The sequence below is a fragment of the Pantoea sp. ACRSC genome (genome assembly GCF_022346785.1).
Classification (GTDB): domain Bacteria; phylum Pseudomonadota; class Gammaproteobacteria; order Enterobacterales; family Enterobacteriaceae; genus Pantoea; species Pantoea alvi.
Window position 1 is genome coordinate 237,748 of the sequence record NZ_JAKRNN010000001.1, and the last position, 15,342, is coordinate 253,089.

Below are 15,342 nucleotides of genomic sequence, written 5' to 3' on the forward strand. Positions count from 1 at the left end.
ACGTTCCCGGCCTTTTTTCCGTCGCGGGACGCCTGGCTCGTCGGGAAGCTCCACCGCGGCCAGATTTAACCGCTGCGTTGCTGTTTGAAAACGCTCAGGGTGAAAAAAATCAGCAGACGACAAAAACAACAAAGCCCGCAAAAGCGGGCCTTGTTGTCAATTTGGCTGGGGTGCAGGGATTCGAACCCCGGAATGCCGGAATCAGAATCCGGTGCCTTACCGCTTGGCGACACCCCAATAGTGTCTTGTCAAATTGTCTTGTATGGCTGGGGTACGAGGATTCGAACCTCGGAATGCCGGAATCAGAATCCGGTGCCTTACCGCTTGGCGATACCCCAATAATTTGGTGGCTACGACGGGATTTGAACCTGTGACCCCATCATTATGAGTGATGTGCTCTAACCAGCTGAGCTACGTAGCCAAATGTACTGCTTACTGCACCCGATGTGGCTGGGATACCTGGATTCGAACCAGGGAATGCCGGTATCAAAAACCGGTGCCTTACCGCTTGGCGATATCCCATTCGTCGACTCGTATCCACGAGAGCGTATCGGATTGGCTGGGGTACCTGGATTCGAACCAGGGAATGCCGGTATCAAAAACCGGTGCCTTACCGCTTGGCGATACCCCATCCGGCTGCCGAAGACTGAAATGGTGCGGGAGGCGAGACTTGAACTCGCACACCTTGCGGCGCCAGAACCTAAATCTGGTGCGTCTACCAATTTCGCCACTCCCGCAAAAAAGATGGTGGCTACGACGGGATTTGAACCTGTGACCCCATCATTATGAGTGATGTGCTCTAACCAGCTGAGCTACGTAGCCATCTTTTTTCGCGTTACCTTCATCGGCGTTGCGGGGCGCATTATGCGTATTGAGCTGTGGAGCGTCAACACATTTTTTGCCGATTTTCGTCTCCTGACGCCTGTTTGTCTGGCTTGTAACCAGGCTGATGAATTATTCGGCAAATTTTGATCGTAACCACATCAAAGCTAAAAAAAAGGGGCCCCGCAAGGCCCATTTGGTTATGGCTTATTTTACTTACTTATAAGCGGACTGGTGCACACCCACCGCGCGACCTGAAGGATCGTCCATCGACTTAAAGGCTTCGTCCCACTCAATCGCTTTCGCAGAGGAGCAGGCGACCGACGGACCGCCCGGCACACACTCCGCCGCGCTCGGCAGCGGGAACAGCTCTTCGAAGATTTCGCGATAGAGGTAGGCCTCTTTCGACGCTGGCGTGTTGTACGGGAAGCGGAAGTGCGCGGTCGCCAGCTGCTGATCGCTTACCTGCTTCGCCGCTACCTCTTTCAGCGTGTCGATCCAGCTGTAGCCGACGCCGTCAGAGAACTGCTCTTTCTGACGCCATGCGACGCTTTCCGGCAGATAGGAAGAGAAACATTCGCGCAGAATGTGTTTTTCCATTTTGCCGTTGCTGCCGCACATCTTGTCCTGCGGGTTAATGCGCATCGCGACGTCGAGGAATTTCTTGTCGAGGAAAGGCACGCGTGCCTCCACGCCCCAGGCGGACATCGCTTTGTTGGCGCGCGCGCAGTCATACATATGCAGCGCCAGCAGTTTACGCACGTTCTCTTCATGAAACTCTTTGGCGTTCGGCGCCTTGTGGAAGTAGAGGTAGCCGCCGAATACTTCATCTGCGCCTTCGCCCGACAGCACCATTTTGATGCCCATCGCCTTGATTTTACGCGACATCAGGTACATCGGCGTTGAGGCGCGAATGGTGGTGACGTCGTAGGTTTCAATGTGATAGATCACATCGCGAATCGCATCCAGCCCTTCCTGCACGGTAAAGTGGATCTCGTGATGCACCGTGCCCAGGTGCTCCGCCACCGCTTTCGCCGCTTTCAGATCCGGCGAGCCTTCCAGGCCGACCGCGAAAGAGTGCAGCTGCGGCCACCAGGCGTCGCTTTTGTCCTGATCTTCGACGCGTTTCGCGGCGAAGCGTTTGGTTACCGCTGAAATAATAGAGGAGTCCAGACCGCCGGAGAGCAGCACGCCGTACGGCACGTCTGACATCAGGTGGCTTTTCACCGACTCTTCCAGCGCATGCTTCAGGCCCGCCGCATCGGTGACGTTGTGTTCTACCGCGGCGTACTCCATCCAGTCGCGCTGCCAGTAGCGACGAATTTCGCCGTCGGTGCTGGAGAGATAGCTTCCCGGCGGGAACTCTTTAATTGAGCGGCACACCGGCACCAGCGCTTTCATTTCCGACGCGACAAACAGGTTGCCGTGTTCGTCGTTGCCCATATAGAGCGGAATAATGCCGATATGGTCGCGGCCAATCAGATACTGCTGCTTCACGCTGTCCCACAGAATAAAGGCAAACATCCCTTCGAGGTCATCGAGAAAATCAACCCCTTTCTCCTGATAGAGCGCGAGGATAACTTCACAGTCGGAGCCGGTCTGGAACTGATAGCGGTCGCTCAGCTCGGCGCGCAGCGCCTGGTGGTTATAAATTTCGCCGTTAACCGCCAGAACATGGGTGTGGTCGGCGTTATACAGCGGCTGTGCGCCGTTGTTGACGTCGACAATCGACAGGCGCTCATGCGCGAGAATCGCCTTATCATCTGCGTATACGCCAGACCAGTCCGGCCCGCGGTGACGCATCAGGCGAGAACTCTCCAGCGCTTTTTTACGCAGTTCAATCGGATCGCTTTTCAGATCCAGCACACCAAAAATAGAACACATATTCTGACTCCTGAGCTCGCCTGTCGGCGATGTTATCGTTGCCTGTCCGGCAGCCAGCGGCTGCGTGATGTATAAGAAAATGCGCTATTTCATGCAATCAATGCAAGCATATTCGCCTTTTACTGATAAAAAGATTGTTGCCAGGTCAATTTATTTGAAGCTTATTCAATTTAAATGCCATTTCTTTGATGGATCGGCAATGAATGGCTAAATGTGGCGAAAAAAGCGTCAGGCAGGCGACGGGAGCGCAGGGGGAAGCGGCCGCCTGGCGTCAGGCGGCGCGAAGCGAGCGATTAAAACAGGTCGATATCGGCGACAGAAGGGTAGATCCAGTCGGGACGGAAAGGCATCGCGTCGATATCGCTTAGCGTCGAGACGCCGGAGAGCACCAGAATGGTTTCCAGTCCCGCCTGAAAACCGGCCAGGATATCGGTACGCAGGTTATCGCCAACGATAACCGTTTCTTCTGAGTGGGCCTGCATCTTATTCAGCGCGGCGCGCATGATGTAGGGGCTGGGCTTGCCGACGTAAAACGGGCGGCGGCCGGAGATTTTTTCAATACCGGCGCAGAGCGCACCGCAGGCGGGCACGAAGCCGCGCGCGTGGGTATCGGGGTTAGTGGCAATAAAGCGCGCGCCGCTGGCGACGAAGAAGGCGGCTTTATGCATCATCTCCCAGTTAAAGGAGCGCGTCTCGCCGACAATCACAAAATCGGGATTGACGTCGGTGATGGTAAAGCCCGCTTTATAGAGTTCATGGATCAGCGCGCCCTCACCAATGACGTAGGCCTTTTTGCCCTCCTGGCGACGCAGGAAATCGGCGGTGGCCATCGCGGAGGTATAGAACACCGAGTCAGGCACTTCGACGCCGGCGTTGGCGAAGCGGTTCGCCAGATCCTGCGCGGTCTGCGAAGGATAGTTGGTCAGCACCACCAGCGGCATCTCTTTTTGCAGAATGCGCTGGAGAAATTCCTGCGCGCCGGGTACGGCGGTGTTGTCATGCATTAACACGCCGTCAATATCGCAAATTACGCTTTTTATCGTCATAGTTTCAGTCCGGGTCGCGTTTACTCTTCCAGTAAATGTTGCAGCAGAATGCCGTTGAGCATAGCGCGTTTTGCCAGCGCAAAGGCGCCTATTGCGGAGCGATGATCGAGTTCGGAACGCACCACCGGCAGATTTTTGCGGAAGGCGTTGAGCGCCTGCGTGTTGATACAGCCCTCAATGGCCGGGAACAGCACTTTCTCAGCGTCGGTGATCTCCCCCGCCAGCACTACTTTCTGCGGGTTGAACAGGTTGATGGCAATGGCGATCGCTTTGCCCAGGTAGCGGCCGACATACTCAACGACTTCGCACGCCAGCGCATCGCCCTGGTTGGCGGCTTTGCAAATCTGTGCCATCTGGCAGGCCTCCTGCGTCAGCACGCTGGGGTAGCCCTGGCTGAGCAGATGGCGTACGCGGTTTTCAATCGCGCCGTTAGCGGCGATGGTCTCCAGGCAGCCGAAGTTGCCGCAGTGGCAGCGCTCGCCGAGCGGATCGACCTGAATATGGCCGATTTCCCCTACGTTGCCGTTGCTGCCAAGGAAAATATGGCCGTTGGCGATAATGCCGGCCCCGGTGCCGCGATGGAGCCGCACCAGAATCGAGTCGGCGCAGTCGCGGCTTGCACCAAAGTAGTGCTCCGCCAGCGCCAGACTGCGGATATCGTGACCGACAAAGCTGGTGACCTTAAAGCGATTTTGCAGTCCGGCCACCAGCGGCCAGTGGCTGACGGCAATATGCGGCATATAGCGAATCACGCCGTTTATCGGGTCAACCAGGCCGGGCAGGATCACCGAAATAGCGATTAGCTCGCGGATTTTACGCTGGTGCGCCTCAATAAAGCTGTCGATAGCGGCGAACAGCGCATGCTCCAGCGTCTCCTGGGTGCGTTCCGGCAGGGCGTAATCTTCCTGCGCCAGTGACTTGCCGCTGAGATCGAACAGCGTCAGGGTGGCATCGTAGCGGCCGAGCCGCACGCCGATAGCATGGAAATTGCGCGTTTCAGTTACGATGGAGATCGCGCGGCGACCGCCGGTGGAGGCCTGTTGATCCACCTCTTTGATCAGTCCGCGCTCAATCAGCTGGCGGGTAATTTTGGTGACGCTGGCGGGCGCAAGCTGACTAAGTTCGGCAATCTGAATGCGCGAAATAGGGCCTTGCTGGTCGATTAGCCGGTAAACGGCCGCGCTGTTGAGTTGCTTGACAAGATCGACATTTCCTATTTGTGTCTGGCCGCCAGTGGTCATTCAGTGCTTACTCGCTCAGGACGTCGTCTCCGTTGACAAACGTCTTAGTGATGTTGAAATCACGCGTAAAAACAGTGAGGTTGGCGACTTTTCCCGCTTCGACCGTGCCCAGCTGTTTTTCCACGCCCATTGCCTGCGCCGGGTAGAGCGTCGCCATGCGCAGCGCTTCATCCAGCGCGATGCCGACATGTTCGACGGCGTTGCGTACCGATTCAATCATAGTAATCGCAGAGCCGCTCAGGGTGCCGTTCTCGTCCACGCACAGGCCATTGCGATAGTATATTGTTTTGCCTGCGAAAATGAATTTATCAATTTCAGCGCCTGCGGGCGCGGTGGCGTCGGTGACCAGCACCAGCTTGTTGCCTTTAATACGCTTCGCGTTGCGTACGTTAGCGTAATGGACGTGCAACCCGTCTGCAATAATGCCGCAATAAACATCCGGGGAATCGAACAGCGCGCCGATCAGGCCCGGCTCGCGTCCGGCAAAGGCGGGCATCGCGTTATAGAGGTGGGTGGCAAAGGTCACGCCCGCGCGGAAGCCCGCTTTGGCCTCCTCATAGGTGGCGCTGGAGTGGCCGGCGGAGACGATAATGCCCGCCTGCGTCAGCTGACGGATCACCGCGTCGCCGGCGTTTTCCGGCGCCAGCGTCACCTTGGTAATGACGTCGGCGTTATCGCACAGGTAGCGCACCAGCGCCGGATCGGGCAGGCGGATTAGATCGGGATTATGGGTGCCTTTTTTGGCTTTATTCAGCCAGGGGCCTTCCAGATGCAGGCCGAGCGCCTGATGCTGATGTTTGTTTTTATAGGCGCGCATGGTGTCGATGGCGCGCTTCATCAGCTCGTCGCTGCTGGTAATCAGGGTAGGCAGAAAGCTGGTGCAGCCCGACTTTTCGTTGGCACGCTGCATGATTTCCAGTGTCTCAACGCTCAGGGCGTCGATGTCGTCGTTGAACTGCACGCCGCCGCAGCCGTTCAGCTGCAAATCGATAAAGCCGGGAGCGATCAGCGCGCCTGCGACGTCGCGCAGGGCGATATCGGCTGGCAGCGCGTCGCGCGGACAGACGCGTTCGATCAGCCCATCGGCGATAACCACCGCGTGGTTATCCAGAATTTCATGACCGGTATAAATTCGGCCGTTTACTAATGCGTACATCGTGGTTCTCCCGGCTGAGCCCGCCAGAGCTTCGCGGCGGGCATTACTACATCGTCTTACACGCCTTTCATATTTTCCGCTTCCATCTCGCGGAAATATTTAACGGTTTTCACTTTCAGTTCCATGGTGGCGGGTTCGTCGCATACCACCACCGATTTTGCATGCAGCTGCAGGCAGCTGATGGTCCACATATGGTTGACGTTGCCTTCCACGGCGGCCTGCAGCGCCTGCGCTTTGACATGGCCGGTCACCAGAATCATCACCTCTTCCGCATCCAGCAGCGTGCCGACGCCGACGGTCAGGGCATATTTCGGCACCTGATCCACATCGCCGTTGAAGAAGCGCGAGTTCGCCAGGCGGGTGTCGTGCGTCAGCGTTTTAATGCGGGTGCGCGAGGCGAGCGAAGAAGCGGGTTCGTTAAAGGCGATATGGCCATCGTTACCAACGCCGCCCATAAACAGATGAATTTTGCCCAGCGCGCGGATCTTCTCTTCATACTGGCGACATTCTGCGTCAATATCTGGCGCATTGCCATTCAGAAGATTGATATTTTCTGGTTGAATATCAACGTGATCGAAAAAGTTGCGGTACATAAAGCTGTGATAGCTTTCCGGGTGCTCTTTCGGCAGGCCGACATATTCATCCATATTGAAGGTTACCACATGCCTGAAGCTGACCTGGCCCGCTTTGTGCATCTCGATAAGATGCTTATAAGCTTCCAGCGGCGTGCCGCCCGTCGGCAGTCCCAGCACAAAGGGACGGTCTGCGGTGGGGTTAAAGGCATTGATACGATTAACGATATGACGGGCTGCCCATTTACCGACCTGCGTAGGGGTAGCCAAAGGAATAAGTCGCATGTTTCACCTCATTCTGAGAAAAGAAAAGGGGACGACGCAGTTAGCCTGGTGGTAAAGCCGTAAACCGGATTCAGCGCGCGATCGCTGCGTCTTGATATTTTTCATCATAAAATAAGTTGGGGTGGTTCGCCAGACGTATCGGCAGTTAATGGTGCCTTTTGGTGATAATTATCACAGAAGAGACGCGTATAATTTGCGAGGCGAATTAATTTGTCATTACACTGCGCACCGTGAAGTGTAGTGTCATTCAACCCCTGCGGCTGACAATAAAAAGCAAGCGGCGCAGGGCGACAAGTCAGTCTCATAGGGGGAAAGGACAAATGTTAGGTTACTTACAAAAAGTCGGCCGCGCGCTGATGGTACCGGTAGCGGTCCTGCCAGCCGCCGCAATACTCATGGGGGTCGGCTACTGGCTTGACCCGGACGCATGGGGCGCAAGCAACGCTCTCGCCGCGCTGCTGATAAAATCGGGCTCGGCGATTATTGATAATATGTCGGTGCTGTTCGCAATTGGCGTGGCGTATGGCCTCTCAAAAGATAAAGATGGCGCGGCGGCGCTGACCGGGTTTGTCGGTTTTCTGGTGGTGACCACGCTCTGTTCACCAGCGGCAGTGGCGATGATCCAGAAGATCCCGGCCGATCAGGTGCCCGCGGCCTTTGGCAAAATTCAAAACCAGTTTGTCGGCATTATGGTGGGTATCCTGTCGGCGGAGGTCTATAACCGCTTCAGCCATGTGGAACTGCCGAAGGCGCTCTCTTTCTTTAGCGGCCGTCGCCTGGTGCCTATTCTGGTCTCTTTTCTGATGATCCTGGTGGCCTTTATTCTGATGTACATCTGGCCGGTGATCTTCAACGGCCTGGTGAACTTTGGTGAACATATTCAGAAGCTGGGCTCGGTCGGTGCAGGTATCTACGCCTTCTTTAACCGTCTGCTGATCCCGGTTGGTCTGCACCACGCGCTGAACTCGGTATTCTGGTTCGACGTCGCGGGCATCAACGATATTCCGAAATTCCTCGGCGGCGCACAGTCGATCGCTAACGGCACCGGCATTGTCGGCATCACCGGGCGCTATCAGGCGGGCTTCTTCCCGATCATGATGTTCGGTCTGCCTGGCGCGGCGCTGGCGATCTATCACTGCGCGCGTCCCGAAAACCGCGTCAAAGTCGGCAGTATTATGCTGGCCGCGGCCTTTGCCGCCTTCTTCACCGGCATTACCGAGCCGCTGGAGTTCTCCTTTATGTTCGTCGCGCCGGTGCTCTACGTTATCCACGCCGTGCTGACCGGTATCTCGGTGTTTATCGCCGCCAGCATGCAGTGGATCGCCGGCTTCGGCTTTAGCGCCGGTCTGGTGGATATGGTGCTGTCGAGCCGCAACCCGCTGGCGACCCACTGGTGGATGCTGATCCCGCAGGGCATCGTCTTCTTTGTGCTCTACTATGTGGTATTCCGCTTTACCATTAAGAAATTTAACCTGATGACGCCGGGCCGCGAGCTGGCGGTGGCGGGCGACGAAACGGACGGCTACGACGTGAACGTTGACCACTCCGGCAACGGCGAAAGCGCAACCGAGTCGCTGGCGCGTCGCTATATCGGCGCGGTGGGCGGCTCAGACAACCTGACCGGCATCGACGCCTGTATCACGCGTCTGCGTTTGAACGTTAAAGACTCGTCGCAGGTCAACGAGTCGGTGGCCAAAAATCTGGGCGCGTCAGGCGTTATTCGCCTGAACAAGCAGAGCGTGCAGGTGATTGTCGGCACCCAGGCGGAAAGCATTGCGTCCGCAATGAAAAAAGTCCTGACGAAAGGGCCGGTCGCCTCTGCGGGCGGCGCTTCGAGCGCGCCAGCGGCACCCGCGGCAAAACCGCAGGGGGTGTTGAACCGCGAGACCAAAACCATTGTGACGCTGATGGCGCCGGTCAGCGGTGAAGTCGTCGCGCTGGAGGCGGTGCCTGACGAAGCCTTCGCCAGCCAGGCGGTAGGCGAAGGGCTGGCGATCAGGCCGACCGGAAAAACCGTGGTGGCACCCGCTGCCGGCACCGTAGTGAAAATCTTCGACACCAATCATGCCTTCTGCCTGGAAACCAGCAGCGGCGTTGAAATTGTGGTGCATATGGGTCTCGACACCGTGGCGCTGGGTGGTAAAGGCTTTACCCGGCTGGTGGAAGAGGGCGCGACGGTTGCGGCGGGTCAGCCGGTACTGGAGATGGATCTCGATTTCCTCAACGCCAGTGCCCGTTCGATGATCAGCCCCGTGGTGATCAGCAACAGCGAAGATTTCGCCGGGCTGACGCTGCTGGCGACCGGGCAGGTGGTGGCTGGCGAAACCCCGCTTTACGAGGTTAAAAGCTAAGCCCTTAACCGCATCGCTGTAAAAAAAAGCAGGCAGGAAGCGATTCCTGCCTTTTTCGTTTTATCGCCTTAACAAACCGGTTGTTTCCCTTCGACGCTTTGTGGATCATACTCCGTTACTTCGTGGTACAAACCATCCGCTATACGTATTGAGGATTGAGAGATGAGTGAGGCTGAAGCCCGCCCAACTAACTTTATTCGTCAGATCATTGACGAAGATTTGGCGAGCGGTAAGCACAACAGCGTGCATACCCGTTTTCCGCCTGAGCCTAATGGCTATCTGCATATTGGCCATGCTAAATCGATCTGCCTGAACTTCGGCATCGCTCAGGACTATCAGGGGCAGTGCAACCTGCGTTTCGACGATACCAACCCGGTTAAAGAGGATATGGAGTTCGTCGAATCCATCAAGCGCGACGTACAGTGGCTGGGCTTTGAGTGGAGTGGTGACGTTCGTTATTCCTCAGATTACTTCGATCAGCTTTATCACTACGCGGTTGAACTGATCACCAAAGGTCTGGCCTATGTCGACGAGCTGACGCCGGAAGAGATCCGTGAATACCGCGGCACCCTGACCGCGCCGGGCAAAAACAGCCCCTATCGCGATCGCAGCGTGGAAGAGAACCTGGCGCTGTTTGAAAAAATGCGCAACGGCGAATTCGCCGAGGGCAAAGCCTGCCTGCGCGCCAAAATCGATATGGCCTCCAGCTTTATCGTAATGCGCGATCCGGTGCTCTACCGCATTAAGTTCGCCGAACATCACCAGACCGGCAAAAAGTGGTGCATCTATCCGATGTACGACTTTACCCACTGCATCTCCGATGCGCTGGAAAATATCACCCATTCGCTCTGTACGCTGGAGTTCCAGGACAACCGTCGCCTCTATGACTGGGTGCTGGATAACATCTCTATTCCGGTGCATCCGCGCCAGTATGAGTTCTCCCGTCTTAACCTTGAATATGCGGTGATGTCGAAGCGTAAGCTGACGCAGCTGGTCAGTGAAAAGGTGGTAGAGGGCTGGGACGATCCGCGCATGCTGACCGTATCGGGTCTGCGCCGTCGCGGCTACACCGCCGCCTCGATCCGCGAGTTCTGCCGCCGTATCGGCGTCACCAAACAGGACAACGTGGTTGAGATGGCGTCGCTGGAGTCCTGCATTCGTGACGATCTGAACGAAAACGCACCGCGCGCCATGGCGGTGCTCGATCCGCTGAAAGTGGTCATTGAAAACCTGCCGGCGGGCCATAACGAAGTCATCACTATGCCAAATCATCCCAACAAGCCGGAGATGGGCACGCGTGAAGTGCCGTTTGGCCGTGAGGTGTGGATCGATCGCGCCGACTTCCGCGAAGAAGCTAACAAGCAGTACAAGCGACTGGTGCTGGGCAAAGAGGTGCGTCTGCGCAACGCTTACGTGATCCGCGCCGAGCGCGTTGCGAAAGATGAAGAGGGGAATATTACCTGCATCTACTGCACCTGCGACGTTGATACCCTGAGCAAAGATCCGGCAGATGGCCGCAAGGTGAAGGGCGTCATTCACTGGGTTTCAGCGGACCATGCGCTGCCAGCAGAGTTCCGCCTCTACGATCGCCTGTTTAGCGTGCCGAATCCGGGCGCGGAAGAGGATTTCCTGACCACCATCAATCCGAAGTCGCTGGAGATCCGTCAGGGATTTGTTGAGCCTGGCCTGCAGAACGCCAGCCCGGAAGCGCCTTATCAGTTTGAGCGAGAAGGCTACTTTTGCGCCGACAGCCACTATTCGCGTCCAAACCAGCTGGTGTTTAACCGCACCGTTGGCCTGCGCGATACCTGGGCAAAAATCGGCGATTAAGGTTTTGCATTAACGGCGTGATAAAATCATTACAGGGCGAGCAATCGCCCTTTTTTATACCTGCAATCGGCGCAAGGGCGTTTTATTGTTCTGTAACAAACGATTAAAGCTTGTCGGACCACTCTGGCAATTATCTGAGTTAACGAAAATTAATCAATTTACAGATGTGAATTTCTTTTTTTCAGGTAGGCTATTCGCTCTTTAAAGAGGCTATGCGGGCATAAAAAGGAAAAAAGATGACAGCTCTTGGTCAGGAAGCAAAACACAGCGTGGTGGTTTTACATCAGTTAATCGAACGTATATTCAACCAGCCATCCGGCGAGGATGATACCTTCCATCTGCTGCTTTCGCACTTCCATCCCGATTTCCGCATGGTCACGACGCAGGGCAGGCTGCTCGATTTAAATCAGACCGAAGATCTGTTCCGTCAGCTGCAGGGGCGCCGTGAAGGTATGCGCATTGCCACCAGCGAGCACGCGGTGATCTCGCAGCGTAAAGATGAAGTCACTATTCAGTACCGCGAGCTACAGATGATGAACGGCAGCGATCAGGCGCGCATCTCACTGGCAATCCTCGACTGCACCACCTCCATTCCCCGCTGGCGCTACCTGCACGAAACGCTGGTCGCCTGACGGCCATAAAAAAAGCCGGTACGCATACCGGCTTTTAAAATCACTGCATAGCACATCTTTACTGATCGTGGAGCGTGTCGTCTTCGCGGCAATCGCCCAGCGCGCAGTGTCCGTAGAGATAGAGACTGTGGTTCGTCAGCTTGATGCCGTGGCGGGTGGCGATATCCCGCTGGCGCGCTTCGATTGATTCGTCGCTGAATTCGATGACTTTGCCGCAGTCCAGACAGATCAGGTGATCGTGATGATGCTGCTGGGTTAGTTCGAAAACCGATTTCCCGCCTTCGAAGTTGTGACGCGTCACGATGCCCGCATCGTCAAACTGGTTCAGTACGCGATAAACGGTAGCCAGACCAATCTCTTCGCCCATATCAATCAGGCGTTTATAAAGATCTTCCGCGCTGACGTGATGGCACTGAGGTTCCTGAAGCACTTCCAGAATTTTAAGTCTGGGCAGCGTGACTTTCAGGCCAGCCTTCTTTAATGCGGTGTTGTTGTCAGTCATGCGGATATTGTCCTGTTACTTTGCTGGTTACTTGAGGCGCCTTGCCTTGAATGTCGTTCGTTATCTATTCTCATTTGCGTCTCATTATAGAGGTGAAGTTTTAAAATGAAAACCGAGGTAAACGCCTGAAATCAACACGGGCTGTAAGAAGATGCGTAACGGCGCCGGGCGGAGAAATGCAGGAGGTTCGTTATCATTTCGCTAACTTCCTGACCTCGCGGGAGAAATAAGCAGATAACCGATGTGGGTATTGTACAGAATCGAAGATAAAAGTTAAAAAACTGTAGCTATTATTTCTATAGGAAAAACCATTAACTCAATGTGAGCCAGCGCCCACATTGAGTATGTGGGTAATCAGGCTTCGATGATCGCCTGCAGCTGCAGCTCATCGTAAATCTGCTTCACCCATGCTTCGACGCGCTGGCTGGTCAGTTCCGGCTGACGATCTTCATCGATAGCCAGGCCAAGGAAGTGCTTGTCGTCTGCCAGGCCTTTAGACGCTTCAAAGTGGTAGCCTTCGGTTGGCCAGTGGCCGACGATCACCGCGCCGTTCGGCTCGATAATGTCGCGAATGGTGCCCATCGCGTCGCAGAAATATTCTGCGTAGTCTTCCTGGTCGCCGCAGCCAAACAGCGCCACCAGCTTGCCGTTGAAATCGATCTCTTCCAGCGTCGGGAAAAAGTCGTCCCAGTCACACTGCGCTTCGCCGTAGTACCAGGTCGGAATGCCCAGCAGCAGGATATCGAACGCCTCGAGATCTTCTTTCGTGCTCTTGGCAATGTCGTGTACTTCCGCAACCTCTTTGCCCAGTTGTTTCTGGATCATTTTTGCAATGTTTTCGGTGTTGCCGGTATCGCTGCCAAAGAAGATGCCTACGATTGCCATGGGGTAAATAACCTCTTAAATCCTGATAATGAGTGCATGCGCGGAGCGCACAATTAAGCGAATGATAGCAGAGCGGGCAAAAGGGCGGAACTCGAAAAGCCGCTCCATTTGCTTCTGCGTGCGCTTTGCGCGCGTCAGCCCAGTTTGAGTTGCGCCAGCAGCATCTGTTCAATCAGTTCGCTGCGGCTGATGTTGCGCTGCTCAGCCAGGGTGTTTAGCGCGTCCACGGCTTCGCTGGTCATTTTGAGTTCGACACGACGCAGCCCGCGCACTTTGTCACGTTTCAGTTGATTGCGCTTATTGATGCGCAGCTGTTCATCACGCGAAAGCGGACTGGTTTTCGGTCGGCCGGGCCGACGCTCGTTTGCAAACAGATCCAGCGTGGTGCGATCAGTGTTTTCTTTTGCCATGGGTTAGTAAAACTAGGGGCGCGAACAGGCGCGCTTATAACGAGAAATGGGCCATTGCCGCCGCAAAAAACGCACAGCGGCAAAATTTAGCGCGCCATCATACTCCAGCGGAAGTGATGACGCCAATGCTAAACCGCGAACGGCAAGCTTTTGCTTTTAAAGCGCAAAAAAGCGACGAACGCTGCGCAATACGGCATCAGGTTTCTCGGCGTGTACCCAGTGGCCGGCACCGCTGATCACGTGCGCATGGGCGGCGGGAAACTGACGCAGCAGCGCGTCGCGATGCTGATTGTCGAGATAGGGCGAGTCGCCGCCGCGAATAAAGAGCGCGGGATGCGGCCAGGCGGGCACCGCTTCCCAGCCAGAGAGTGTAGCGTAGTTTTCCCATAGCGCCGGAACGTTGAAGCGCCACTCGCCCTCCTGGAACGACTTGAGAATAAACTGGATAACGCCTTCCTCTTTAATATGAGCGCGCATCACCTGCGCAGCCTCGCTGCGCTGGCGGACGCCTGCGTCGCTGACGGCGCGGATAGCGGCAAAAATCTCGTCGTGGCGACGCGTCTGATAATCCACCGGCGCGATGTCGATCATCACCAGACGCGCCAGGCGCTGCGGCGCCAGCGCGCTCATCGCCATGGCGATTTTGCCGCCCATTGAGTGGCCAATAACGGCGACGCGATCGATACCGTGCGCGTCCAGGGTATCGAACATATCCTGCGCCATGGCGCGATAGCTCATCTCGTCGGCGCGCGGCGAGAGGCCGTGGTTGCGCACATCAACCTGTATCAGCGGACCCGCGTCTTTCAGGCCGCGCGCCAGCACGCCAAGGTTATCCAGGCTGCCGAACAGGCCGTGAATAAGCAGGATGGGCAAGGAATCAGCGATTGATTGGTCAGTTTGCAGACGAGCATTTAAAATCATGGCAAAGTTCTTAAGATGGGGACCTTGGGTTAGGTTATCATGCTTTCACCTTTCCAGGCGCGACGACACAGCAGGCTTTAGGGCATATTCCGACTTTTGCCGTCTGAGCGTGCGAATGCTATCAGCCCGCCTGGATTTAACTTTATAATCCTTATGTTAGAACCCGCCCGTCTCGCCAGCAACTCTGCGTTGCAGCGGCGTTTTTCAGGCTGGCGTGGTTCTGTCACGAGTCGAAACCGTACGGAAAAAGATGAAAACGATCGAAGTTGACGAAGACCTCTACCGCTATATCGCCAGCCACACGCAACATATCGGCGAGAGCGCCTCTGACATTTTGCGGCGGATGCTTAAATTTAACGCCGGTCAAAGCGCACCTGCGGCGGCGGCGCCGTTAGCCGCCGGCGACGCGACGCAAAAAGCGATCCAGCCCGTGCGTGCGGAAAACCGCCCGCAGGATCGCGTGCGCGCCGTGCGTGAACTGCTGCTGTCGGATGAATATGCCGAACAGAAGAAAGCGGTTAATCGCTTTATGATGGTTCTCTCAACGCTCTATCGTCTTGATCCCTCGGCCTTTGCTGAAGCCACTGCGTCGCTGCAGGGCCGTACGCGCGTCTATTTTGCGGGCGACGAGCAAACGCTGTTGCAGAATGGCACCCATACTAAGCCGAAGCATGTGCCCGGCACGCCGTACTGGGTGATCACCAATACCAATACCGGCCGTAAATGCAGCATGGTGGAACACATCATGGTCTCAATGCAGTTCCCGCAGGAGCTGGCTGAGAAAGTTTGCGGCACCATTTAAACT

The 15,342-nt window shown here is 55.9% G+C and carries 13 protein-coding genes and 7 tRNA genes; 4 read left to right on the forward strand and 16 right to left on the reverse strand.

All coding sequences use genetic code 11. From position 1 onward, the window contains the following. Positions 1 to 162: 162 nt before the first annotated feature. The 12 genes from MHZ97_RS01170 to nagB all read right to left on the reverse strand — a co-directional run bounded on the left by MHZ97_RS01170 (position 163) and on the right by nagB (position 7,006). A tRNA-Gln gene (locus tag MHZ97_RS01170) sits at positions 163 to 237 on the reverse strand. A gap of 26 nt (positions 238 to 263) precedes the next feature. Then, positions 264 to 338, reverse strand: a tRNA-Gln gene (locus tag MHZ97_RS01175). Positions 339 to 344: 6 nt separating this feature from the next. Then, positions 345 to 421 (reverse strand) — tRNA-Met (locus MHZ97_RS01180). Between the two features lie 26 nt (positions 422 to 447). Then, positions 448 to 522, reverse strand: a tRNA-Gln gene (locus MHZ97_RS01185). Between the two features lie 34 nt (positions 523 to 556). Then, positions 557 to 631: transfer RNA gene (locus tag MHZ97_RS01190), tRNA-Gln, on the reverse strand. Positions 632 to 652: 21 nt separating this feature from the next. Next, positions 653 to 737, reverse strand: a tRNA-Leu gene (locus MHZ97_RS01195). A gap of 8 nt (positions 738 to 745) precedes the next feature. Next, positions 746 to 822 (reverse strand) — tRNA-Met (locus tag MHZ97_RS01200). A gap of 216 nt (positions 823 to 1,038) precedes the next feature. Beyond that, positions 1,039 to 2,706, reverse strand: coding sequence for an asparagine synthase B (gene asnB / locus MHZ97_RS01205; RefSeq protein ID WP_239312802.1), 1,668 nt, complete (start codon positions 2,704 to 2,706; stop codon positions 1,039 to 1,041). A 293-nt stretch (positions 2,707 to 2,999) separates the two neighbouring features. Then, positions 3,000 to 3,752, reverse strand: coding sequence for an HAD-IIA family hydrolase (locus MHZ97_RS01210; protein ID WP_033751787.1), 753 nt, complete (start codon positions 3,750 to 3,752; stop codon positions 3,000 to 3,002). A 20-nt stretch (positions 3,753 to 3,772) separates the two neighbouring features. After that, positions 3,773 to 4,993 (reverse strand): N-acetylglucosamine repressor, encoded by a 1,221-nt coding sequence (locus MHZ97_RS01215; protein WP_103794979.1) that lies wholly within the window; start codon positions 4,991 to 4,993, stop codon positions 3,773 to 3,775. A gap of 7 nt (positions 4,994 to 5,000) precedes the next feature. Beyond that, positions 5,001 to 6,149, reverse strand: a complete 1,149-nt coding sequence (gene nagA / locus MHZ97_RS01220; RefSeq protein ID WP_103794978.1) for an N-acetylglucosamine-6-phosphate deacetylase — start codon at positions 6,147 to 6,149, stop codon at positions 5,001 to 5,003. A 56-nt stretch (positions 6,150 to 6,205) separates the two neighbouring features. Continuing rightward, entirely contained in the window at positions 6,206 to 7,006 is an 801-nt protein-coding gene (gene nagB / locus MHZ97_RS01225; protein WP_103794977.1) for a glucosamine-6-phosphate deaminase, read from the reverse strand. A 320-nt stretch (positions 7,007 to 7,326) separates the two neighbouring features. Between nagB and nagE the strand changes: the two genes are divergently transcribed. From nagE to MHZ97_RS01240, 3 genes are all read left to right on the forward strand, one after another. Continuing rightward, positions 7,327 to 9,357, forward strand: coding sequence for an N-acetylglucosamine-specific PTS transporter subunit IIBC (gene nagE, locus MHZ97_RS01230; protein WP_103794976.1), 2,031 nt, complete (start codon positions 7,327 to 7,329; stop codon positions 9,355 to 9,357). Positions 9,358 to 9,519: 162 nt separating this feature from the next. Then, positions 9,520 to 11,187 (forward strand): glutamine--tRNA ligase, encoded by a 1,668-nt coding sequence (gene glnS, locus MHZ97_RS01235; protein ID WP_103794975.1) that lies wholly within the window; start codon positions 9,520 to 9,522, stop codon positions 11,185 to 11,187. A gap of 236 nt (positions 11,188 to 11,423) precedes the next feature. Further along, a complete protein-coding gene (locus MHZ97_RS01240) occupies positions 11,424 to 11,819 on the forward strand; it encodes a hypothetical protein (RefSeq protein ID WP_103794974.1) in 396 nt (131 codons plus the stop codon). Between the two features lie 58 nt (positions 11,820 to 11,877). On the opposite strand, the gene fur is transcribed toward MHZ97_RS01240, so the two are convergent. The 4 genes from fur to ybfF all read right to left on the reverse strand — a co-directional run bounded on the left by fur (position 11,878) and on the right by ybfF (position 14,537). After that, positions 11,878 to 12,321: a ferric iron uptake transcriptional regulator gene (gene fur, locus MHZ97_RS01245; protein ID WP_081136331.1), complete on the reverse strand. Its 444-nt coding sequence runs from the start codon at positions 12,319 to 12,321 to the stop codon at positions 11,878 to 11,880. 354 nt (positions 12,322 to 12,675) lie between these two features. Further along, a complete protein-coding gene (gene fldA / locus MHZ97_RS01250; RefSeq protein WP_103794973.1) occupies positions 12,676 to 13,206 on the reverse strand; it encodes a flavodoxin FldA in 531 nt (176 codons plus the stop codon). A 134-nt stretch (positions 13,207 to 13,340) separates the two neighbouring features. Then, the gene (gene ybfE, locus MHZ97_RS01255; protein ID WP_103794972.1) at positions 13,341 to 13,616 is read right to left on the reverse strand and encodes a LexA regulated protein; all 276 of its coding nucleotides are present in this window, start codon (positions 13,614 to 13,616) and stop codon (positions 13,341 to 13,343) included. 156 nt (positions 13,617 to 13,772) lie between these two features. After that, positions 13,773 to 14,537, reverse strand: coding sequence for an esterase (gene ybfF / locus MHZ97_RS01260; protein WP_239312800.1), 765 nt, complete (start codon positions 14,535 to 14,537; stop codon positions 13,773 to 13,775). A gap of 250 nt (positions 14,538 to 14,787) precedes the next feature. Between ybfF and seqA the strand changes: the two genes are divergently transcribed. Further along, a complete protein-coding gene (seqA, locus tag MHZ97_RS01265) occupies positions 14,788 to 15,339 on the forward strand; it encodes a replication initiation negative regulator SeqA (protein ID WP_103794970.1) in 552 nt (183 codons plus the stop codon). The last annotated feature ends 3 nt before the right edge of the window (positions 15,340 to 15,342 follow it).